The sequence below is a fragment of the Seleniivibrio woodruffii genome (genome assembly GCF_029267515.1).
GTDB classification, from domain to species: Bacteria; Chrysiogenota; Deferribacteres; order Deferribacterales; family Geovibrionaceae; genus Seleniivibrio; species Seleniivibrio woodruffii_A.
This window is the reverse complement of sequence record NZ_JAJUIS010000001.1, coordinates 315,513-336,349: the sequence shown is the minus strand read 5'-3', so window position 1 is coordinate 336,349 and position 20,837 is coordinate 315,513. Positions and strand designations below refer to the sequence as shown.

Genomic DNA, 20,837 nt, shown 5'->3' with positions numbered 1-20,837 from the left:
CATGGAGCTTGCCCAGCTTGCGGCTTTTGCAGCTACGGCTGAACTTAAAAATATGACAAAGGCGGCGCAGAAGCTCAACCTGAGCCTTTCCGCGCTGTCCACGCAAATAAAACTGCTTGAGGAAGAGCTGAACGTTAACCTGTTTTCAAGACAGGCGCGGGGCGTTGATCTTACTCCGGAAGGTGCGGCACTCCTTGAGAGTGCAATTGCAGTCAACGACACAGTGCAGAGCATAAAAAGACAGGCACTGCGTATGCAGAAAGAGGTTAAAGGCAGCGTCACCCTCGGCGTGAACACAAACCCCGTCTTTCTGCGCATCCAGACAATCAACACCGCATTCCTTAAAAACATGCCCGACATTTCGCTGCGCTTTGCCGTGAGTGAATCCGGTAAGACTCCCCAGATGCTCCGCTCCGGCGAGCTTGACCTCGGTTTTTCATACGGCAGATACGCCGATAAGGACATATATACAATAGAGCTTTTCCCTGTAAAACTCTGCATGGTGGTCCCGAAAGACCATCTTGAGAGCACAGAGAACGTATCGTGGGATACTCTTGCGGAAATTCCGTGGGTATGGGGAAGCGAGGACTGCCCTTTCCGCACGGAGCTTGTGCGCTCCCTGCCCGGCATAAAAAATCCGAAAAAGATAATCGTCGCATCCGATGAAAATCTGATGATAGAGTTGGTTAAAACAGGTACGGGGGTCTGCGTTCTCCGTGAGGACAACGCACAGGAACTCGCCGAACAGGGATATGTTGACATACTCCATGACAAGACAATCTCCGTTCCGATATGTATCTCCTGCCTGCAAAACCGCAAAGATGAACCGCTCATCGACCTTGCGATGAAAACCATAACCGACGTATATGAGGTGTGATATGAAAACTGCCGCTATTCTGCTGGCTGCCCTTCTTCTGCTGACCGCCGGATGCTCCAAAAGAGCATGGTATGACGGTATGCAGACAGGACACAACTATGACTGCGGAAAACTTGAAGGTGAAGCGAGAGAGAAATGCCTCCGACAGGGCAACATGAGCTATGATCAGTATAAAGAGCTTCAAAAATGAAACGGCTTCTGCTGTCCTTTGTTTTTGCCGCAGCGCTCGCCGGATGTGCACATGACACCGGAGCAATAACCCAGATATCTACCATTGATGCACTTCTTGCGGGCGACTACGACGGATCTGAAAAGACCTCGAAGCTCACGAAATACGGGAATTTCGGAATAGGCACGTTCGACAGGCTGGAAGGGGAAATGATAGTCCTTGACGGCAAAGTATATCAGGCGAAGGCGGACGGCAGGATATACACTCCGGAGAACATCACAACGCCTTTCGCATCCGTATCGTTCTTCGAACCGGAAATCACTGTCAATATAGATAAACCCGCCACTTTCGAAGAGATTGAAAAGCTAGTGGATGAAAAAGTACCCGATATGAACGTTTTCTGCGCCGTTAAGGCGGAAGGGAACTTCAAAAGGATGAAGGTGCGCTCCGTGCCGGCACAGGCAAAACCGTATCCGCCCCTTGCGGAGGTGGTCAAAACACAGCCGGTTTTCGAGTATGAAAACATCAGTGGTACCATAGTCGGTTACAGACTGCCCGCGTTCGTTAAAGGGATAAACGTCGGCGGATATCACCTGCATTTCATCGACAGTTCAAAGACATACGGCGGTCACATACTCGGATTTGAAATGGCGGATGGAAGTGTGTCCGCAGAAACTGAAAGAAGGCTTACGCTGATTCTCCCTGAAAGGGGACTCAAAGATATAGATTTATCGAAAGACAGAAGCGGCGAGCTTCAGAAGGTTGAAAAGTAGAAAGCCCCGCAATCTGTGCTGATTGGCGGGGCTTTAGACGTTGGGTGGCGTCAACTCATTACCCATTGGTCTTTCTCCTGTCCCGAACCTTTCGCGAAACCATTCAAATCCGTAGTAACTTCTTCTCAGATACCGTCTTCTGTTCGGGGGGCTTCGTTACTGCCTAGGCTGCAACTTATAATGTTAATATGTGCCGCCGAGCCAAATCCGCAAGTGGGAAAATTAAATGAATTGCACATATTTCAAAAATATCTGTATAATCGCAGTATGTTCTCAAAAGTATACAGTGCACTGGTAAACGGTATAGAGGCGGAGATTGTTGAGGTTGAAACGGACATAGGAGCCGTCGGTCTGCCGTCATTCAACATGGTTGGACTGGCTGAAACAGCCGTAAAGGAGAGCCGCGACCGAGTTAAAGCAGCTATGAAGAATATGAACCTCAACGTGTTCGCACACCCAATAACCGTTAACCTCGCACCCGGCGACATAAAGAAAGAGGGTACGCACTTCGACCTGCCTGTTGCCGTGGGGCTAACCTGCTCCGCGGGAATGGTGAAGTCTGTCCCCGAAGACTGCCTTTTCGCAGGGGAACTTTCACTGGACGGAAAACTGCGCGCCGTTGGCGGAATACTCCCTATTGCGGAGGGTGCTAAAAAAGCCGGATTTAAAAAGCTCATAGTGCCTTCGGATAACGCAGACGAGGCTGCCGTTATAGACGGCATAGACGTTTTCCCCTTCGAAGATCTCTCATCCGTCACTGAATTTATCAACAACGACTGCAAAGGAACTCCGCACACTCTGGACAAAGCGTCGCTCTTCACATCCGTAATGGAATATGACGTGGATTTCTCCGACGTAAAGGGGCAGTTCGCCGCCAGAAGATGCGCGGAGATAGCCGCGGCGGGGATGCACAACCTCTTTATGATAGGCTCTCCCGGCAGCGGGAAAACCATGATTGCCCGCCGGATGCCCACCATCCTTCCTGATATGACACTTACAGAAGCTATTGAAACAACAAAGATATATTCGGTCGCAGGACTGATCCGCTCAGGACGCGACCTTGCAGTGCACAGACCATTTTGCAGCCCGCACCACACAAGCAGCAGCATAGCCCTCATCGGCGGAACATCAAAAGCGATTCCTGGTCAGGTGAGCCTCGCCTCAAACGGCGTACTCTTTCTTGACGAACTGCTGGAGTTCCCCCGAAGCGTTCTGGAAACCCTGCGCCAGCCACTTGAAGACAAAGAGGTCACTGTTTCCAGAGCCGGACGCACAGTGACGTATCCTGCAAACTTTATGCTTGTTGCCGCTGCGAACCCCTGCCCCTGCGGATACCTCGGCGACAAACAGAAGGAGTGTACCTGCTCGCCGTCACAGATACAGAAATACAGATCGAGGCTTTCGGGTCCCCTTATGGACAGGATTGACCTCCACGTGGAGGTCGGTTCAGCAGACATAGCCGAGCTTGCGGCAATGGCTGACGGTGAACCATCCGAAGCCATACGCGGGCGGGTTGCACATGCCCACGCGGTTCAGTCGGCTCGGTTTAAACATTCAAAAACCCGCTTCAACAGCAGAATGAGCGAAAAGGAAACCAAAAAATATTGCATCCTCGACGAAAAAACATCTAAACTGCTGGAAACCGCGGCAAAGAAATACAATCTAAGCGCCAGAAGTTATTCAAAAGTGCTTAAAACAGCCCGCACAATAGCAGATTTAGACAGGTCAGAGCATATCGGTGCAAAACACATCCTCGAATCCCTTCAATACCGTCTCATACAGGAATAACAGTATTTTTTCAATAATCGCTTATTTTTGTTAATAATAACCTCGTCATGATTCGACATTTCCCCACATACGGTGATATAATATAGTATGAGAATATCCAAGAAGACCGAGTACGCGGTACACAGTGTGCTCTATATTACTTTTTTTAAAGACCGGACAGTTCTGTTGGACGAACTCGCTGCACAGGGAATTTCCAGAGAGTATCTGGCAAAGGTCATGCGGCTGCTCACAAAGAGCGGTATTCTGAAATCCTCCGTGGGGGTAAATGGAGGATACGTTTTAGCAAGATCTGCTGATGAAATCACTCTGGAAGACATTTTCAATGCTGTTGAGGGCGACGCTTTTTACAAATGCGAATCCAGATCACGCAAATGCGGACTGGCAGGCAAATGCGGATTGACGGAAGCCTTTAACGCGGCAAGGGGAATGTTCCTCGGCGAACTGAGAAAATGTAAGATTTCAGATATGCTTGGAAAAAGCGTATCGGACGGAAGCTGGCTGAAAAAGATGAATCCGGTGGTTTAGGACACAGTATATCAGGCGACGGGTTCACGGGATGCTTCCAGAAGAAAGCGATATAACGGCGCGAGGCTGAAAAAACCTTCGAGCAGCATACCTGCGAACCCGTTTCCGTATATAGATTCATCATTGTCTCTTTCCGCGACCATAAAAAGGTTCTTACGTCCGTACCATTCGGCAAAAAGGTCGTTTCCGCTGCCGGAAGGTCTCCTTTTATACTCATCTCCCTGAAGTGAGAAGGGTTGACCGGAATCTGAACCGTAAAAAGACACGGCGTCTGCGAATCGTTTTGTATCTGTGTCTATCATCTCTCTGAAACGGCGCATAGTGGCGGATTTTGCGCTGTAAAAACCCATTCCCCACACATAGCGTTCCGCTCCTATCTCAACGAAATAAGCAGGAGCGTCACACCAGTCCGCATTCGGTCTTTTGAAAACAAGCCAGCTCACCGATTTATAAAGCGTCTTGTCATTCGAAAAGCGTGTGTCCCTGCGTATGCGCGAAACTGTTCGTCCGCCGGTGATGAACTGTTCGTCTATGGAGAGCATACCGTCGGTAAGTTCCGCAGAAAGCTCCTTCATGGGAGTCTGGACATACTTTTTATATTCGTCCCTGTGAGCCTCAAACCATTCATGGTTGTTATTGTCCCTGATACCGCGGAAAAATCCGAAGGTTTCAGGAACGAATCCTTTGAAATACTGACGCATCATTTATACTTTTCCCACCATCCGCCGACGGGCACAACACCGCCCACAGTGAACGGCATTCCTATCTCAGGAACCGCATAGCTGAGGTGTTTTTTATGCGCCTCTGCGGTGAATCTTTCGATGGGTTCTTTCCAGTAAAATTCTGAAAGAGTGAAAGTTCCCCAGTGTATCGGAAGAACAAGCCCGCCGCCGAGATCTTCCGATGCCTGCACAGCCTGTTCCGGCGTCATATGGCTGTATGCCCATTTAGCGTTATAGGCGCCTATGTCAATCAGAGCCAGGTCGAAGGGTCCAAACTCGTGCCCTATCTGTTTGAACTGCTCCATGTATCCTGAATCACCGCTGAAAAATACCCTGTGACCGCCCATCTCAATGACATACGATGCCCAGAAAGTCTTGTTGGTATCGTAATAACCCCTGCCGGATCTGTGCTGCGCCGGAGTGGCGGTAATCTTAATGTTAGGCATGGAGACCGACTGGTACCAGTCAAGCTCTATGATGCGCAGAGGTTCCACACCCCATTTCTCAAGATACTGACCCACGCCTAGTGGCACTATGAACATACCGACACGCTGTTTGAGCGCCTTTATTGCCTTTTCATCAAGATGATCATAGTGGTTGTGGGAGATTATGACAGCATCGACATAACCGATGTTTACTCCCTCAATGGGATTTATGTCGGTATAGCGTTTGGGTCCAAGAAAGCTGACGGGAGAAACTATATCGGAAAACACGGGGTCGGTGATTATCTTCATCTGCCCCTGTTTAAGCATAACGCTTGCATGACCGAGCCATGTCGCCTGAAGGGTGTCGCCTGTATCCATATTGGCGTACATTGGGTTGACACGGTGCACCTTTATCGTCTCTTCAGGAGAAAACTTACCGCTCTCGAAAAGTATCCTGTAAATAGAAAGTAATTTATTTCCGGAGCCCCCGGAAGGGGTTTCTATAAGGTTGTGAAAAGTTCCGTCGCGGAAATGCTCCGACGCATACACAACCTTTTTTTCGTATGTGGCAAACATTACAACGACTATGACCGCTGCGGCCAGAAATATCTTTCCCATCGCAACTCCCTGAATAAAGACAATAATTATATAAATTATGCCTCAGTCTTCAAAAATAAACCCTAAAAAATAGCTGAAGAGCCATCCAGTGACAGTTTAAAGCCGGAAAGCAGCACTCTGCTTTTGCGGTTTATCTTTTCGCAGAGGATGTCGGTCATGTGTTTAAGCTCTTCCTTGCTGTGTGCAACACCGTTCAGAAAACCGCCTCGCTTCATATATTCCGCGTCGAACGCGTTTCCGGTTATCAGAAACTCGGAAGCCGCCGCCGACTGCATCAGTCTCGGTATCGCCTGCGTGCCGCCGAATCCGGTTATGATGCCCAGCTTTGCACCGGGGTGTGCAAATTTGCTCTTCCCCGTTGCATAACGGAAATCGCACGAAGCCGCAAAGTCCATCCCGCCGCCCATACAGAAACCGTCTATCTCGGCGATCACCACCTGCGGCATGGTTCTTATTGTCCCGAACATTGTGTTGCCCAGTTTCGAAAACCACTTCGCCTCAAATCCGTTATATTTGCTCAGCGTGCGCAGATCCGCACCCACGGCAAAACATCCGCCCTCGCCGTAAATTCTTACGGTCTTCGCGTGACTGTCTCTCACCATGCGCAGATTTTTTATAATCTCTTTAAGTGTCTCCACATCCAGAAGCGTGAACTGCCCTGTCTGCGGAACCAGTCTGATATGGGCTGTAAGCCCCTCTATACGGGTTTCTATCATATCAGAACCTGTAATCTTCCCATCTGTCTCTGAACTGCGCCTCGCGTTTTTCAACAAACGCCGAAGTACCTTCCGTCTTATCAAAGGTAGAAAATGAGAAGGTGAATGCGTTCTGCTCCAGAAGAAGTCCCTTGGCAAAATCCATATCCAGCGTACTGTTTATGGTCTCTTTTGCAAGCCCCACGGCAAACGAACTGCGTTTGCTCATAAGGGTTGCGGTGTCCTCAACCGCTTTCGCAAGTGAGTCTGCGCCGTCCAATACCTTACTGACCATCCCTTTGCCGTAAAGTTCGGCTGCGTCAACAGGTTCTCCTGTGAAAACGAGGTATTTCGCAAACGTTTCATAGGTTTTTCTTGCTGCAAGCTGTGTTCCTCCGAAACCGGGAACGAAGCCGTATTCAGTTTCGTTGAAACCGAAACGGCTCTTCGCTGTGGCATACACCATATCGCAGGCAAGTATAATCTCAAACGCGGGACCGAAACAATCTCCGTCCACAGCGGCAAGCACAGGCTTTTTCATATTTCTGATGAATGAAACCAGCCTCTGCCCCATTATGTTATATTGCTTAACCACAGCAGTGTCAGCCTTTGACAGTTTCTCGATGTTGTGCCCTTTGGAGAAAACACCATCATGTCCGCTGCGGATTACCGCAAGATTGACGCTTCTGTCTCCCTCCGCCGCGTCCAGTGCGGCGAAAAGCCCGTCAAGAGTCTCCATGCAGACGGGGTTGCCCTGCACGCTGCATGAAACGGTTATCAGGCACACGCCGTTGGAACTGGAAAATGTTACCGGATTGTCCATATCAACCTCAGAAAAATAATAAGTTTGCTTATTATAAAAAAAGCGGAACGCGATGTAAACAAATGAAAAGAAAAAATCAGGATGCGCCTTTGTTTTCCAGTGAAAAGTGCTGCTGATCTATGCGGCTGTGGTATTCGCGGCGAAGCTCACGTTTCGAATTGTTTTTCAGCATCTCCTGGCGGAGCTGTCTTGCAGATTCCATGCTCTGTCTGCCGGAAGGATCCATATGCTCAAGATTCTGGAAACCGTTATTCACAGCCTCCATAGCCTGCTTCAGTGCAGCCTCTCTGAAATATGCCACCCGCTCCTCAAACCCCGGCTGGGCAGTCTTTTTTATCATACGTGTGATAGCGTGTATTTTAAGGTTTTTCTGGGAAATGACACCAAGACGTATGGCTCTGACCTCTCCTGCAAACCAGTCGGGCTTTATGCCCATGTTCCTGAGGAAAACGTCGCCGTATTTCGGTGAGAATTTCAGCAGGAGCTGCAGCATCTTAGAATAGCGGTTATAGTGCATTGACTCTTCCGCCATTTCAAATATAAGGTGGGAGCGCATCCGCCCCGCATCTACATATGCGATATGCTGGGGAACCATGTTATTATGTGCGATGACATCCGCTGAAAGGTGGGCACTGTACCCGTAGGCAAATGCCTGTTCCTCATCACTGCGGATATCGGAAAACATCTTTGAAACCGTCTGCCAGCTATGTGTAGGCAGGTTTTTCTTGAAACTTGAGAAATCTTTAAACAGATTGAACAGATCGGGAAAGATATTACCGCAAAGGAAGAACTGCGGGTTTGAGGTGATAACGTCTATTCTGCTGTTTTGAAGCACCTGCATCCCTATGCTCAGGTGGGTCTCAAACCCCCACGCAAAAGATATATCAGGAAAAGCAAATGCTGCTATAATTATTAAAAATATCGGCATAGAGATTAATTTATTACACTTGCCCTTAAAAACAAGGGAAATGTAACGGACAAAAATTGTCCTTTGGTTGACAAATGAGAATAAGACCATTATAGTGTAATTAACAACACAAGAGGTGCCTTATGAAAGAGGAAGCGCTTAAAATCAGAAAGAAGATTCTCCCCATGAAAGACGCCTATGAAGAGCTTGACCCAGAAGAAAGGACTGAACTGAAACAACTCCAGAAAGAGCACGACGACCTGTACAACGCCCTTTGCGACGAGGACAAAAAATGGTATGACAGCCAATTCTCGGACTGGTATGCAAAATATCTCGACATAGAGACCAAGATATTTATCAAACCCAGCGAAGGCTGCTGAGAAGAATAGGACTCTACCGGATTGCCGTTTAGAGCATTTTCATAAGATGTGCTCTCTTTGCGAGAGGAGCGAACTCCATTTGCAACATATTAATGCTGAATGGAGCATATCACCGCGTATCTGCACTCCTAGCGAAGACGGAATAAAAGTCATGTCTCTGCGAACCCTGAAGGGGCGGTGCAGTCTCATTCAGTCAGGAAACTTGCTGTTCAGAACCAAGCAGTTTGAGGCGTGCCAAAAAATAAGCGCATTGTACGAGGTTTGTACCTGAGCATTATTTTTTTGAGCAGAAAGAAGTAATGCGCCGCATATAAACGGCAATATCAATAGAAGACCTGTTTAAGGTATAACCCTTCCGCCGGAGCCGTCGGACCTCCCTTTTTTCTGTCTCTGGTTTCAAGCATCTCCCGCACCCGTTCAGGTCCGTGTCCGTCGCGGCAGAACTTCACCACCGTTCCGGTGATTATCCGCACCATGTTGTGAAGAAACCCGCTCCCGTTCACCTCAAGACACCAGAGGTCTCCCTCTTTATAGAATTTAGTGAAGTTTATCGTCCTGACGCAATTCTCCCTCAGACTCTCCGCCGCGCAGCAGGCTGTGAAATCGTGCGTTCCTTCGAATGCAGCCAGAATATCCGGCGCAGGGCTGAAATCTATGCGCCCGCGCACCCACCATGCTCTGTTGTGCATGAATGCGCTGCGCACCCTTGCGTGGTGCATCCTGTACATATAAGTCTTTGAAACGGCAGACCGCTGGGCATTAAACTCAATCGGGACATCCCATGCCTTAGCTATTGAAATATCCATTGGTAAAATGCTGTTAAGACCCAGAACAACCGCTTCGTCCGGGATATAGGTTTCAGTTATGAAATTTGCCGTCTGCCCCAGAGAGTGGACACCTGAATCGGTTCTGCCTGAACCGACAGCAACGACATCCTGCTTATACAGCACCTTGAGCGCTTTTTGCAGCTCCTCCTGAATGGAAGGGGAGTGGGTCTGCCACTGCCAGCCGGAATAGTCTGTCCCGTCGTATTCAACTATTACAGCCTTATTATACGAGGGCATAGAGCACCGCAGCCGCAACGGCACAGGCACCGAGCAGCATTTCATACATGTTTGGCAGACTGATAGGCACAGCGGTATATTCGCCCGCGTCAACCTTACGCGCCACAGTGTCGGCATGGGCGAGAAGGCTGTGCATCAGCGGCTTGATATATTCGTTGGGGCGAAAAAGCACTTTATAAGCCTTTCCGCTGTATTCAGGCGAAAGTGTTATCTTTTTAACTGTCCTCTTCGCATCGTCTATAAATATCGGGATAAATTCCAGAGCAACCATCATCACCACCCGCAGGTTCTTTCCGGCATTTCCGCGCACCGGAAATGAAAGCAGAGCTGCGAGAGCCCTCGTGTCTGTCAGCGCCGAAAGAAGAATGGAATAATATATTATCAGAAAAAAGCGGTATGTCAGCACGGCGGAGCTTTTAAGACCTGCAGCAAAGAAGAAATTAACTGCGAATGTGACTATCAGAACAGTTATGAAAGGTTTTATCTTATAAAAAGTTTCAACTGGACTGATCCTTGCAAAAATCTGCACCGCTATTGCAGGAATAGTTATGAGTGAGTATGACAATACCGAACCGGACATGCCGACCATCTGGATTATACTCAGAAATATGATCAGCTTAACCGCCGGATTCAGCTCATAAAGAACAGAACCGGCAGCAGTCCTGTCGCCTGCTGCCATGCCCATCTATTCTCAGGATTGCTTTTCTTCGTCGTCAGCGATCTTTTTTTGTGTTTTGGGAGTAATGTCCACAGCATCTTCCGTGCTGCTTACATCGTTAGCCGCTTTTTTGAAATTTCTGATCGCTTTGCCCATGCCTTCGCCTATCTGGGGAAGTTTGCCCGCGCCGAAAACAACAAGGGCGATAATTAAAACAACAAGAATCTCTGTTGAACCAAGTCCGAACATGTTTCTCCTCCGTGTTACCCACTAATATATGCAATAGTGGAAAAACTCAATGTTTATTTATAAAAACGTCTTCTGCGTTCGTATAAGTAAATTCCAAGTATAAGCAGCACCAGCCACAGATAACCCGTCACGGAGAATATACTCCGCGCCGTAACTGTCTGCACATCGCAGTCGAGATAGCCCGCTTTATTCAGACCAAGTTCCGCCTGAATAGTTCCATCCGGATTTATACACGCCGAAACTCCGGTCTGCGCCGCACGGACTACACTCCGCCTGTACTCAACAGCGCGCATTATATCGGTTGCCATGTGCTGATAGGGTCCCTGTGTATCGCCGAACCAACTGTCGTTTGTAACAACGGCTATCATGTTCGCCCCGTCTTCTATCTGCGGGCGGACAAGACTGCTGTATGCGCTTTCGTAACAAACCAGAGGCGCAGCTTTTATCTTGCCGTAATCGAAAACCCCAGGAATTTTGCCTGCGGAAAAGTCCTCGGCCCCTTTAAAAAAATAGTAGTCTATAGGTTTAAACAGAGCACCCAGCGGAAAATATTCCCCGAAAGGCACAAGGTGCCGTTTGTCATACGTCTGAACGTTCTTTCCTTCAAACAGGTATACGCTGTTGTAATATTCCCTGTCCTTCACTTTTCCGTTGTTGCGTATAACACCCGCCAGCACCGGAGTATCCTCCGAAACGATACTCATCAGCCTGTAACCTGTGAAATCCTTATCCATCATTTTCGGATAAACACTTTCCGGCAGCATCAGAAGCTCGTAGTTCTGCGGGGACGAATTGCGTATGAGTTCGCTCACCTGCAAGGTAACCTCAAGCTCCTTGTCCGTATCCCATTTGTCGTTCTGGCTGTAAGCAGGCTGAATTATCCTAGTTTTCAGCACTTCGTGGTTATATTCCCTGTGCTGCGCCAGAAAACCGTATGCAAACAAGGCAAGCAGTGCCACAGACGCGATTGCGAACGAATTTCTGTTCCTGTCCCTTATAAAAGACGCCAGCGCAAGGTTGAAATAAGCCACCGCAAGGCTTATCAGATATTCTCCGCCAATGTCCGCCGCCTGAACGGCTGGAGCAAACGAAGTCTGCGTGTGTCCCAGATAAAGCCACGGGAAACCTGTAAAAAAATGTGCACGCACTATCTCAAGCGCAACTATTACCGTAGCCCCAAGGATATTCGCCGATGGACGGCGCATATATACCCAACCGAAAAGCGCCCAGAAAAGAGCCAGCACAGCGGCAAAAACCGCAACCAGCATCATTCCGATTATGGCGGGGGCACCGCCGAAATGCGAAACGGACGTTTCGACCCATCTAAGGTTATAACAATAATAAAGGAAAGCGAAAGTAAAGAAAACCAGCCACGGACGGCTGTTTCGCGATGCCGCCAGAATAACGGGCACCAGTGCGAAATATGCCAGAAACCAGAGATCTATTCCGGGAGAAGCGAGTGTCAGCAGGAAAGCCGACAGCAGAGCAGAAAAATATGGAATGAGTTTTTCTTTCATTGGCAGATGATAATATAAGACAGGGATAACTGCAATCTAAAGAAAAGTCAGATGCGGCAGCCGATACCGAATTTGCGGCAGAACCTGCCAAGGCGGCTGTCGTCGAGGAGTTCGCCAGATGTCATCTGAACAAGTATCTTGCCAGCCATGCCGCGTCCGAGAACAATCTTCGTACCCTCGCAGGTGACAATTATTTCTCCGCCGCCGTCGTTGCCTGAAACCTCAACGTTCGCACCTTCGTATATGCCCATCTCTTTCAGACGACGGGCAAAGCGGCAGTGCTCGTGGTCTTCGCAGTCTATGACCAGCTTTCTGATAATCCCGCGGCTGCCCGCTTTCAGCATAAGAAGCGGAACTGTTGTAATTGCGTTTTCACAGCATGTATTTGACACTTCGAGTTCTCCCGTATGCTAACTATACAGCGAATGAAACTCATTATCAATATCAAATTTGCATAGTAATTGCGGATTTTTAATCCCGAAATTTATTTCCAGTGCAAAAATATATGGAATAAACAGAATTATCGGGTTATTCTGTAATAAAGAAAACAGTCGGGGATGTGCATGAGCCACAATACAAAAGACATTCACAGTATATTTTCTCAATATCTGAGCGAACAGAACCTGAGAATGACAACTCAGCGCGAACTTATTCTTAAAACTTTCTGTAAACAGAAAAAACACGTCACCGCCGAACAGCTTTACGAAATATTGAAAAAAGCAGACCCCACAATCGGACATGCCACTGTGTACCGAACCATGAAACTTCTCACAGAAGCGGGGATTGCAAGGGAACTTAACTTCGGCGAAGGCTCAATCCGTTACGAACCCGACACAAGCAAAGAACACCACGACCACCTCGTCTGCGTTAAATGCGGAGAGAATATAGAGTTTCTTGACGAAGAGATTGAAAACCTCCAGAAAAGGGTGGTTTCTAAATACGGCTATCAGCTTGTGGATCACTCGCTGAACCTTTACGGAATATGCCCTAAGTGTCAGAAAGGTTAGACATCAAAATGTCGTCGTGACATTTTGATGTAAACGCTCCGGTCGGTTAAACCTCCCTATGCTCACGCTACTGAGTTTTATGCGGTAAAACCACTAAAAACTCCTCCGCGGTGTCCATCCATGGACACTTGTCAGGCATCAAAATGTCGTCTGACATCACTCTCTCCGTCTTCGCGAAGAGCACAGCGACGAAGCGATCTCACTTTAAGCCCTTCTTTATCAAAAGAGGAAGAAAGACTCCGGTATTTAAACTCGGTGTTTAGATGCGGGCAGTTCAAGGCGGCGGAGAAAAAATAAGCGCATTGTACGTATAAAAGTACATGAGCATTATTTTTTATACGACAATGCAGAAATGCGAAGCATATAAACGCCAATAACAACCTGTCAATACATGAGGTCGGTAACAGGAACTATCCTGACTCCCATCTTCTCTATCTCAGCCAGCGCCTCCGGCAGCGCCCCGACCGTGCCGTCTCTCAGATGCCCGATGGCAATTGATGTTCCGTTTGAAAGAGCTTTTCTTGCCGCAGCCACAAGCTGAACACGGACGTGGTTCTCCTTGTCAGTCTTCGACACCAGCCCCGGTTCCTCGTTATCCAGAAACGTGCTGTTAACAGCGCACTTCATTCCAGCCTTCCGACATTCTTCATATGCCTTTGAAGACGGGGAAGTGTGACTGTCCAGAAATCTGTCAGTATAAAGTTTCATATATTTAAGAGCCTGTTCCATCTTCTCAGCATCCTCAGTGTACGCCGAACCGGTGTGATTGTTCGCGCCGTCAAGCCGCATACCGAAATATGCAAAGTTAGCCTTGGTTATGGCGCCAATGAGGGCATCGGGCATATTGAGCAGCAAGGCGCCCTTTCCGGGGTCAAAATCTGGGTATGCTTTGGGCTGCATTGGAAAGTGTATGAAAACAACGTTGGAGCTGCTTTTCGCTATTTTCGCTGTCTCAACGCCATAAGGGGTGTACGGAATAACAGCGAAAGTTACAGGATAGCCTACGTTCGCAAGCTGCTTTGCCAGAGGGATGCTGTAGCCGCAGTCGTCTATTACAACGGCGAGTTTTGCGGTATATTTTATCGGTTTTTTCACAGCCGGAAGCGGTTTAGGCTCCGGTGCCTTCTTAGATACGGGTTTCTGCGGTTCCGGTTTTTTTTCAGCAGGCTTTTTCACTTCCGGCTTCGGTTCAGGCTTCTTTTCCTCAACCTTCGGAGCCTTAGGCACAAAAAAACCGATGGAGTATTCGCCGTGAGTATCTTTCACCACCAGCGGAGACTTCGAGACTATCTCAAGTCCGTTCTCTTTCATATATACGGCAAGGTCGGCGGAAAGTTTCTTCGCCGCCTGTTCGCTGTCGGTCTGTATGGTGATTGATTTATCCGCACGGCTTATTCTGTCCTGACTCAGACCTCGGTCGAACATGAACAGTTTTACGGCGTTAACGGCGCTCACTACCTCAACAGGTTTTTCCACCGTTTTTTCAACGGTTTTCTCTATGGTTTTTTCAACAATTTTTACTTCAGGTTTCTTCTCCGCTTTTTTTTCAACAACAGTCTTTTCCGGTACTGCGGTTTTTCTGGCAGGTGATTTATCATCGTCCTTCATCATATAGAAAACGGACGCGACTATAAGCGGCAGGAAGATTATCAGAACGCCGATCGGCATCTGTTTTTTATTTACGCTTTTTGATGTGCGCCGGGGTCTTGCTGCCGGTTTTCTTACATTTTTTCTGGGAGGCATATCACCACGACATTATAACTGCCTGATCAGACATCAGGATATTAAAGAAATAGCTGGTCTCCGCCTGCTCGCATCCGGCGATTATATCCGCCGCACGAATGTTAAGACTCTTCATATCGTCCAGACCGATAAACACACGCCCGCCGTCTTTGATAAATTCTCTGATGGTGTCCAGAGCGTCCATCTGGGTTGTCGGCACGGTGAATGTCGGTTTCGCCTTATCCGCGACCAGCACTCCTTCCGCGGAAAGGAGCAGAATCACCACCGAAGAGTGGCTAAGTGCCGATTTTGCAAATCTGAGCGCCTTTCCCGCTTTTATGGGTTCGCTTGAAGTCAGGTGAACGATAATGATTTTTTCAGACACGGCAAATCCTCCGTAGAATAATATTATACAGTATAGCCGTTAAATGTGAAGAGTTAAAAAGAATTTCAGGATGCTGTGAAATATACCGACTCGATGAGTTCCTGCGCGCGGCGGGTAATATATTTTCTGTCATGTTCAAGGCTGTTCATCCCCTGCATAAAAGCTATGTCAACTTCCGTTCTGCGCACTGTGATAAACCGGAGAAAATGTGGAGCAAAGCTCATATCTCCGTACCAGCAGACCAGATCGCAGTTTTCAGGAGAGAAGACCGCGCCGTCTATTCGCGAATATTTCAGGCAGACAGGCACCACGTCAACACCCGCCTCAGAAGCTCCTGCAAGGAAAGACGAGCGGAAGGGAAGAATCTGTGAGCCGTCTGTGGACGTCCCCTCCGGAAAGAGCACGACATTGAAACCCTGTGAGATTATCTCCGTTATACCGTCAAGCTCTCCCTTTATGTTACGGACGTTCCGCCGCTCCACAAAAAAAGTTCCGCCGATGCGCGCCATAAATCCCAGAAAAAAGGTATTCTCCATCTCAACCGAAGAGATGAAAACTGAAGGGCGAACGGACGATATAGCCATAATATCCAGATATGACATATGGTTACAAACCATGAGCCTGCCTTTTCCACAGGAATCATCCGAAAGGTCTGCGCGCACTCTTATTCCCAGAAACCTGCACCCTGTGCGGCACATCACAGACGTCCACCACACGGATACTCTGCGGCGGTTCACGTCAGTTACTGCATAAAACCGCATCACCAGCGCGCCGATGATGAAAACACAGAACAGAAAAACAACGCCCGCCAGACGGTATGCTTTAAACATGCTATTTCAGGAACTTCCTTACGAATGAGGGATCCATTTTTTTGCGGTCAATGAGCGTAAGATAGTCGTAGCATTTGAAAGCCTTGTCATAGGCAGGTTTCCCGCATACGAAACCGCCAGCTTTCAGATATGAGAGCAGAAGGGGCGGAACAAGGTTCACCGCCGCCTCGCGGAAAGGTGCGAAACGCTCTTCACCTGTTTTTTCGATCATTCTGTCAAATTTTTTATCTTTAAATTTGCCGCGTGGTCTTATCTTTTCGTATTCTTCCGGCAGATAGCCGCTGCCTTGCAGCCAGTGATGGATGAGCGCCGTCTGGAAAGTATCGTCGGAGTGGATTGACGAACAGCCGAACATATATCTTGAATCGGTTATGGACATATAAGCACCGAGCCCCTTCCAGAGAGCCGCTATGGTGGCTCCGTTGCGGTATTCAGGATGTACGCACGCGCGCCCAAGTTCTATTTTGTGACCGGAAAGCTCTTTTATCTCATCCATGTGGAACTCTTTCTCCGAATAGAACTTTTTATTAAATCTCGTGCTGTTCAGCCTGTATGTGCCCACAGGTTTTCCTGTTTTTTTGTCAATTATGGCAAGGTGGTCGAAGAAAGTGTCAAATTTGTCAACGTCTATGCCGTAAAGATCTGTTTTATATGCGTATTCGCCGTAAAACACCTGATAGCGAAGGCGCAGAACCTCCATAAGCTCGTCGCCGTTTTCTATTATCTTAATTACAAATCTGCTGTTGTCCTCGCAGAAGGTTGTGTTGGGGCGGTATGTGCGTATGCGGAAACGCAGAGTCTTCGAAATGTCCCTTATAACGCCCACCGCTTTTTTCACATTCGCGGGAGCCAGCTTTTCCTTTAATGCGTTCATAGACACCTCACAGTTTATGTCTGAAAAGTAGCAATCAAATGTTAAAAAACGGTGCGTATTTTGCAATAAATCCATCAAATATTTCACAACAGCCGCTATTTATAACAACAATCTGACATTTCAGGGAAATTATGCTGACAAGGCTGGCATATATATAAGCGCATATAAACATATGAGAGGTCGGCACATGGCACAGGCGGACTTGCACTGTCACTCCAAATTCTCAAAACATCCTTCTGAATGGTTTCTTCAGCGCATCGGGGCTGCCGAATCATACACGGAGCCGGACTTCATCTATCAGACGGCGAAAAGCCGCGGAATGGATTTTGTCACCGTAACAGACCACAACTGCATAGACGCCTCCGTTTACCTTAACGAAAAATATCCGCAGGATACCTTCACAGGGGTGGAGTCCACCGTATATTTCCCCGAAGACGGATGCAAGATGCACATTCTCGTATACGGGCTTAACCACAAGCAGTTCGAGATGATACAGAAACTCAGGCGGGACATATATCAGTTCCGCGACTATATAAAGGAACAGCGGCTGGCATACTCCGTCGCCCACGCAACGTTCAGCGTAAACGGACGGCTGGCGCTTAACCACCTTGAAAAACTGATGCTGCTCTTCGACGTTTTCGAAGGCATAAACGGCGGAAGGGGCAAACTGCACAACACCACGTGGGTGCGCACTCTTGAAAACCTGACACCACTTGCAATGGAGAATCTTTACTCCCGCTACCGCATAGAACCTATAAGCGATACGCCTTGGGTAAAGGGCTTTACGGCGGGTTCCGACGACCACGCCGGGCTTTTCCTCGGCAAGACATACACCCTCACCCGTGCGGCGACACCGCAGGAATACGTTGAGGGCATCCGCAAAAAGGAATGTCGCCACGCGGGACGCTACAGCGATTTCCACTCACTCGCATTCACCGTATACAAAATAGCCCACGATTTCAGCCGCACAAAAAAGAGCGTCCACTTTGCAGGTGGCTTTTTCAGCAAGATAACGGGTTATATCTTCGAACAGGAGAAACCGTCGCTCATGGAGCGCATAAAGCTGAAAGGCTTTAAAATGAAGAACTCCGGCAAAATTAACCAGCTCATAGTGGAGCTGATTCAGGAGATGCAGAACGAGTCCTTCAACAACATAGAGCGCAAGCTGAATATGGTCTACCACAAGGCTTCCGACATCTCAGACGAATATTTCCGTATGATGTTTTCCCACATGGCAAAAGATATCGAAAAGATAAACATGGACGACCTTTACAGAAGTGTCACCACTGCGCTTCCGGCTGTGTTTCTGTCCATACCGTTTTTCAGCTCTTTCAACCAGATATACAAGGACAGGGAGCTGATAAACCAGTTGAACGAGAGCTACAACTACGGGTCAACACCCGTCCGCAAACGCATTTTGTGGTTTACAGACACCATAAACGACCTGAACGGTGTTTCCGTCACCCTGCGCACCATCGGCAAAATGGCACACGACAAGGGATACGACCTTAAAATCGTCTCCTGTCTCACGCCGGAGGAGATAGACCACCGTCTACCGCCCAACCTCATAAACCTGAAACCCATAGAAACGTTCAAGCTGCCTTACTATGAAAAGATAACCGTAAAAGTGCCCTCAGTTATCCGCGCTCTGGAAGAGATTTACGACTTCGAACCGGATGAGGTCTTTATATCGACTCCGGGACCGGTGGGGCTTCTGGGGCTGCTTGCCGCCAGACTTCTTTCCGTTAAATCGACAGGCATCTACCACACGGATTTTACAAAAGAGGCGAAAGAGATAACCCATAACGACTCGCTGTCAAACCTTGTGGAAGCCTATACCAGATGGTTCTTTGATTCCGTTACGGAGCTTAAAACAACATCTGCACAGTACCTTGATTACCTTGAAGACAGAGGCATAAGCAGAAACAAGATGTCCGTTTTCAAACGCGGTATAGATGCGCGTCTATTCTGCCCTATGGACAAAAGACCCGACAACGTATTCACCCTTTGCTACGCCGGAAGGGTTTCGCAGGACAAAAACATCGATTTCCTGCTGAACCTATTCACCGACCTTGAAAAAAAATACAGGGTAAGGCTCATCATTGCCGGACACGGACCCTACAGTCCGCGCGTTGAGGAGTTTGCCAAGGGCAGGGACAACGTAATCGTCAAAGGGGAGATAGAGCACTCGAAAATGCCGGAAGTCTATGCCCAGAGTGATCTTTTCGTATTCCCCAGCAACACCGACACCTTCGGCATGGTTGTGCTTGAATCGCAGGCGTGCGGCATCCCCGCCGTAGTATCAGACATGGGCGGACCCAAAGAGATTATAGAGGACAAATTCACAGGATTCGTTGCCAAGGCGAGCGATTATTCAGACTGGACGCAGAAACTTTCCTATATGATAGAACTATGGCAGACGGACATTGCAGCTTACAGAAATTTCGGACGGAATGCCCGCGAACACGTCCTTGAACATTTTAACTGGGACAAGGTTCTTGAGGAACTCTTTGTGCGCAAGCCCGACGCTGATGCTCCGAAACCCGCCATATCCAGGCGACTTGCCGTCTGATGGGACTTTTTAAAGAGGCTGTGAGTAATCTGCCGGCACTGATGCGGGGCAGGACAGCGGGACAGCTTATAATTCAGACCACGGACATGTGCAACGCGAAATGTCCGCAGTGCGGAATGCGCACCCAGGAGCAGTTCAAACGTTCCAAACTGGACGGCGACAGCATTATAGCGATAATAGACCGCGCGGCAAAAAACCGCGTAAAAGCACTCTCTTTCACAGGGGGCGAGCCCTTCCTTTTTCAGGAGACACTGCTGACCTGCATAGCACATGCACACCGCAGAAATATACCCTTCATCCGCACAGGCACCAACGGTTTCATGTTCATTGGGGCTAATAAGCCAGGATTCGCCGACCGTATGCGTGAGTTTGCGCGGAGGCTGAAACATAGCGGGCTTTATACCTTCTGGATAAGTCTGGACACATGGGACGTAATGGAGCATGAAGCAAACCGCGGTCTCGCCGGTGTCACCGACGGAATACGCATGGCACTGCCTGTTTTCAGAGAGGAGGGGATCTACCCGTCCGCCAATCTAGGCATAAACAGGACGATAGTGCGGGGCGAACTGACGGTTGACAAAGACAGCAGCGACTTTGAAAAAGTACGTTTCTATGAGGCTTACAGAGAGGGTTTCGCTAAATTTTACGGATTTGCCGAGGCAATGGGATTCACCATAGCGAACGCCTGCTATCCCATGAGTATGCAGGAGGGGGCTGTCTATAAGGCGGAATCATCCGACAACATGGTCTGTTACAATGATACGGAAAAATATCTGCTGTTCAAAGCTCTTTATGACACAATACCGGAGTTTCGCGGCAGGATACGCATTTTCACCCCCAGAAACTCACTGCGGATGTTGATGCGCCAGTATTCCGGCGAAAAAGATGCCGGATTTGCATGTTACGGCGGTATAGATTATTTCTTCGTCAACAGCGTAAACGGACACGCCTATCCATGCGGCTTCCGTTCCGGTGACGATTTAGGTGAATATGTCAGTCTGAATACGCAGGATATCCGCATAAAATCTTATTGCCGCGAATGCGACTGGGAGTGTTTCCGCGACCCTTCCAACCAGACTGGAGCCATAGCGGAAATTTTTCGCAGACCCCTGAAAACAGCCATGACCTTCATAAGAGATCCGCAGTTCACGAGGGACTGGTGGAGCGATCTCTTTTATTATTTCGCCTGTTCGATGTTCAATTTCAGAACGCCGCCTGATTACGGCAGGATGAAAAAGTTTCAGAAGTGAAACAGAG

At 48.5% G+C, this 20,837-nt stretch carries 23 protein-coding genes; 9 read left to right on the top strand and 14 right to left on the bottom strand.

Annotated features, from left to right (window positions below; all coding sequences use genetic code 11):
* Position 1: 1 nt before the first annotated feature.
* The 5 genes from Q7P67_RS01555 (at position 2) to Q7P67_RS01535 (ending at position 4,132) form a co-directional block, all read left to right on the top strand.
* Entirely contained in the window at positions 2-877 is an 876-nt protein-coding gene (locus Q7P67_RS01555) for a LysR family transcriptional regulator (RefSeq protein WP_303850018.1), read from the top strand.
* A gap of 1 nt (position 878) precedes the next feature.
* On the top strand, positions 879-1,067 hold the full coding sequence (locus Q7P67_RS01550) for a hypothetical protein (RefSeq protein ID WP_303850016.1): 189 nt from the start codon (positions 879-881) through the stop codon (positions 1,065-1,067).
* Positions 1,064-1,819, top strand: coding sequence for an acetolactate decarboxylase (budA, locus tag Q7P67_RS01545; protein ID WP_303850014.1), 756 nt, complete (start codon positions 1,064-1,066; stop codon positions 1,817-1,819). Before Q7P67_RS01550 ends, budA begins: the two co-directional genes overlap by 4 nt.
* Positions 1,820-2,086: 267 nt before the next feature.
* Positions 2,087-3,607, top strand: a complete 1,521-nt coding sequence (locus Q7P67_RS01540) for a YifB family Mg chelatase-like AAA ATPase (RefSeq protein WP_303850012.1) — start codon at positions 2,087-2,089, stop codon at positions 3,605-3,607.
* Between the two features lie 87 nt (positions 3,608-3,694).
* Complete coding sequence (locus Q7P67_RS01535; RefSeq protein WP_303850009.1) at positions 3,695-4,132, top strand: Rrf2 family transcriptional regulator; 438 nt, start codon at positions 3,695-3,697, stop codon at positions 4,130-4,132.
* A gap of 11 nt (positions 4,133-4,143) precedes the next feature.
* Here the strand turns inward: Q7P67_RS01535 and Q7P67_RS01530 are convergent, their stop codons facing one another.
* From Q7P67_RS01530 to Q7P67_RS01510, 5 genes are all read right to left on the bottom strand, one after another.
* Positions 4,144-4,836 carry a DUF2461 domain-containing protein gene (locus tag Q7P67_RS01530; protein WP_303850007.1) on the bottom strand — a complete coding sequence of 231 codons (693 nt, stop codon included), beginning with the start codon at positions 4,834-4,836 and terminating at the stop codon, positions 4,144-4,146.
* Entirely contained in the window at positions 4,833-5,897 is a 1,065-nt protein-coding gene (locus tag Q7P67_RS01525; protein WP_303850005.1) for an MBL fold metallo-hydrolase, read from the bottom strand. The genes Q7P67_RS01530 and Q7P67_RS01525 overlap by 4 nt, the downstream gene beginning before the upstream one ends.
* A gap of 62 nt (positions 5,898-5,959) precedes the next feature.
* Positions 5,960-6,613 (bottom strand): enoyl-CoA hydratase/isomerase family protein, encoded by a 654-nt coding sequence (locus Q7P67_RS01520; RefSeq protein WP_303850003.1) that lies wholly within the window; start codon positions 6,611-6,613, stop codon positions 5,960-5,962.
* Position 6,614: 1 nt separating this feature from the next.
* Positions 6,615-7,415, bottom strand: coding sequence for an enoyl-CoA hydratase/isomerase family protein (locus Q7P67_RS01515; protein ID WP_303850001.1), 801 nt, complete (start codon positions 7,413-7,415; stop codon positions 6,615-6,617).
* A 76-nt stretch (positions 7,416-7,491) separates the two neighbouring features.
* Positions 7,492-8,343: a zinc dependent phospholipase C family protein gene (locus Q7P67_RS01510; RefSeq protein WP_303849999.1), complete on the bottom strand. Its 852-nt coding sequence runs from the start codon at positions 8,341-8,343 to the stop codon at positions 7,492-7,494.
* Positions 8,344-8,465: 122 nt separating this feature from the next.
* Here Q7P67_RS01510 and Q7P67_RS01505 point away from each other — a divergent pair, with 122 nt between their 5' ends.
* Positions 8,466-8,702 (top strand): hypothetical protein, encoded by a 237-nt coding sequence (locus tag Q7P67_RS01505; protein WP_303849997.1) that lies wholly within the window; start codon positions 8,466-8,468, stop codon positions 8,700-8,702.
* Positions 8,703-9,025: 323 nt separating this feature from the next.
* Here Q7P67_RS01505 and truA read toward each other — a convergent pair whose 3' ends face one another.
* From truA to Q7P67_RS01480, 5 genes are read right to left on the bottom strand one after another with little or no spacing between them, the layout of a single operon-like run.
* Entirely contained in the window at positions 9,026-9,766 is a 741-nt protein-coding gene (gene truA, locus Q7P67_RS01500) for a tRNA pseudouridine(38-40) synthase TruA (protein WP_303849996.1), read from the bottom strand.
* Positions 9,753-10,451 (bottom strand): hypothetical protein, encoded by a 699-nt coding sequence (locus Q7P67_RS01495; protein ID WP_303849994.1) that lies wholly within the window; start codon positions 10,449-10,451, stop codon positions 9,753-9,755. The genes truA and Q7P67_RS01495 overlap by 14 nt, the downstream gene beginning before the upstream one ends.
* Positions 10,452-10,457: 6 nt before the next feature.
* Positions 10,458-10,673 (bottom strand): twin-arginine translocase TatA/TatE family subunit, encoded by a 216-nt coding sequence (locus Q7P67_RS01490; protein WP_303849992.1) that lies wholly within the window; start codon positions 10,671-10,673, stop codon positions 10,458-10,460.
* A 53-nt stretch (positions 10,674-10,726) separates the two neighbouring features.
* A complete protein-coding gene (gene lnt, locus Q7P67_RS01485) occupies positions 10,727-12,190 on the bottom strand; it encodes an apolipoprotein N-acyltransferase (RefSeq protein ID WP_303849990.1) in 1,464 nt (487 codons plus the stop codon).
* Positions 12,191-12,237: 47 nt separating this feature from the next.
* Positions 12,238-12,582 (bottom strand): FeoA family protein, encoded by a 345-nt coding sequence (locus Q7P67_RS01480; RefSeq protein WP_303849988.1) that lies wholly within the window; start codon positions 12,580-12,582, stop codon positions 12,238-12,240.
* 171 nt (positions 12,583-12,753) lie between these two features.
* Here Q7P67_RS01480 and Q7P67_RS01475 point away from each other — a divergent pair, with 171 nt between their 5' ends.
* The gene (locus Q7P67_RS01475; RefSeq protein WP_303849986.1) at positions 12,754-13,197 is read left to right on the top strand and encodes a Fur family transcriptional regulator; all 444 of its coding nucleotides are present in this window, start codon (positions 12,754-12,756) and stop codon (positions 13,195-13,197) included.
* A 384-nt stretch (positions 13,198-13,581) separates the two neighbouring features.
* Here the strand turns inward: Q7P67_RS01475 and Q7P67_RS01470 are convergent, their stop codons facing one another.
* From Q7P67_RS01470 to Q7P67_RS01455, 4 genes are all read right to left on the bottom strand, one after another.
* The gene (locus tag Q7P67_RS01470; protein ID WP_303849984.1) at positions 13,582-14,865 is read right to left on the bottom strand and encodes a divergent polysaccharide deacetylase family protein; all 1,284 of its coding nucleotides are present in this window, start codon (positions 14,863-14,865) and stop codon (positions 13,582-13,584) included.
* A 76-nt stretch (positions 14,866-14,941) separates the two neighbouring features.
* A complete protein-coding gene (locus Q7P67_RS01465; RefSeq protein WP_303849983.1) occupies positions 14,942-15,304 on the bottom strand; it encodes a hypothetical protein in 363 nt (120 codons plus the stop codon).
* A 65-nt stretch (positions 15,305-15,369) separates the two neighbouring features.
* Positions 15,370-16,134: a 1-acyl-sn-glycerol-3-phosphate acyltransferase gene (locus Q7P67_RS01460; protein ID WP_303849981.1), complete on the bottom strand. Its 765-nt coding sequence runs from the start codon at positions 16,132-16,134 to the stop codon at positions 15,370-15,372.
* Position 16,135: 1 nt separating this feature from the next.
* Complete coding sequence (locus tag Q7P67_RS01455) at positions 16,136-17,008, bottom strand: GNAT family N-acetyltransferase (RefSeq protein WP_303849979.1); 873 nt, start codon at positions 17,006-17,008, stop codon at positions 16,136-16,138.
* A gap of 187 nt (positions 17,009-17,195) precedes the next feature.
* Between Q7P67_RS01455 and Q7P67_RS01450 the strand changes: the two genes are divergently transcribed.
* Both Q7P67_RS01450 and Q7P67_RS01445 read left to right on the top strand, forming a co-directional pair.
* Complete coding sequence (locus Q7P67_RS01450; RefSeq protein WP_303849977.1) at positions 17,196-19,580, top strand: glycosyltransferase; 2,385 nt, start codon at positions 17,196-17,198, stop codon at positions 19,578-19,580.
* Complete coding sequence (locus tag Q7P67_RS01445; RefSeq protein WP_303849975.1) at positions 19,580-20,830, top strand: radical SAM protein; 1,251 nt, start codon at positions 19,580-19,582, stop codon at positions 20,828-20,830. The genes Q7P67_RS01450 and Q7P67_RS01445 overlap by 1 nt, the downstream gene beginning before the upstream one ends.
* Positions 20,831-20,837 lie beyond the last annotated feature (7 nt).

Bases quoted from the DNA above. Each gene is read 5' to 3' on its own strand.
- Q7P67_RS01460 (WP_303849981.1), bottom strand. From the start codon at position 16,134: ATGTTTAAAGCATACCGTCTGGCGGGCGTTGTTTTTCTGTTCTGTGTT.
- Q7P67_RS01490 (WP_303849992.1), bottom strand. From the start codon at position 10,673: ATGTTCGGACTTGGTTCAACAGAGATTCTTGTTGTTTTAATTATCGCC.
- Q7P67_RS01495 (WP_303849994.1), bottom strand. From the start codon at position 10,451: ATGGGCATGGCAGCAGGCGACAGGACTGCTGCCGGTTCTGTTCTTTAT.
- Q7P67_RS01475 (WP_303849986.1), top strand. From the start codon at position 12,754: ATGAGCCACAATACAAAAGACATTCACAGTATATTTTCTCAATATCTG.
- Q7P67_RS01510 (WP_303849999.1), bottom strand. From the start codon at position 8,343: ATGCCGATATTTTTAATAATTATAGCAGCATTTGCTTTTCCTGATATA.
- truA (WP_303849996.1), bottom strand. From the start codon at position 9,766: ATGCCCTCGTATAATAAGGCTGTAATAGTTGAATACGACGGGACAGAC.
- lnt (WP_303849990.1), bottom strand. From the start codon at position 12,190: ATGAAAGAAAAACTCATTCCATATTTTTCTGCTCTGCTGTCGGCTTTC.
- Q7P67_RS01550 (WP_303850016.1), top strand. From the start codon at position 879: ATGAAAACTGCCGCTATTCTGCTGGCTGCCCTTCTTCTGCTGACCGCC.
- Q7P67_RS01525 (WP_303850005.1), bottom strand. From the start codon at position 5,897: ATGGGAAAGATATTTCTGGCCGCAGCGGTCATAGTCGTTGTAATGTTT.
- Q7P67_RS01530 (WP_303850007.1), bottom strand. From the start codon at position 4,836: ATGATGCGTCAGTATTTCAAAGGATTCGTTCCTGAAACCTTCGGATTT.
- Q7P67_RS01520 (WP_303850003.1), bottom strand. From the start codon at position 6,613: ATGATAGAAACCCGTATAGAGGGGCTTACAGCCCATATCAGACTGGTT.
- budA (WP_303850014.1), top strand. From the start codon at position 1,064: ATGAAACGGCTTCTGCTGTCCTTTGTTTTTGCCGCAGCGCTCGCCGGA.
- Q7P67_RS01445 (WP_303849975.1), top strand. From the start codon at position 19,580: ATGGGACTTTTTAAAGAGGCTGTGAGTAATCTGCCGGCACTGATGCGG.
- Q7P67_RS01540 (WP_303850012.1), top strand. From the start codon at position 2,087: ATGTTCTCAAAAGTATACAGTGCACTGGTAAACGGTATAGAGGCGGAG.
- Q7P67_RS01505 (WP_303849997.1), top strand. From the start codon at position 8,466: ATGAAAGAGGAAGCGCTTAAAATCAGAAAGAAGATTCTCCCCATGAAA.
- Q7P67_RS01515 (WP_303850001.1), bottom strand. From the start codon at position 7,415: ATGGACAATCCGGTAACATTTTCCAGTTCCAACGGCGTGTGCCTGATA.
- Q7P67_RS01470 (WP_303849984.1), bottom strand. From the start codon at position 14,865: ATGCCGATCGGCGTTCTGATAATCTTCCTGCCGCTTATAGTCGCGTCC.
- Q7P67_RS01450 (WP_303849977.1), top strand. From the start codon at position 17,196: ATGGCACAGGCGGACTTGCACTGTCACTCCAAATTCTCAAAACATCCT.
- Q7P67_RS01455 (WP_303849979.1), bottom strand. From the start codon at position 17,008: ATGAACGCATTAAAGGAAAAGCTGGCTCCCGCGAATGTGAAAAAAGCG.
- Q7P67_RS01555 (WP_303850018.1), top strand. From the start codon at position 2: ATGGAGCTTGCCCAGCTTGCGGCTTTTGCAGCTACGGCTGAACTTAAA.
- Q7P67_RS01535 (WP_303850009.1), top strand. From the start codon at position 3,695: ATGAGAATATCCAAGAAGACCGAGTACGCGGTACACAGTGTGCTCTAT.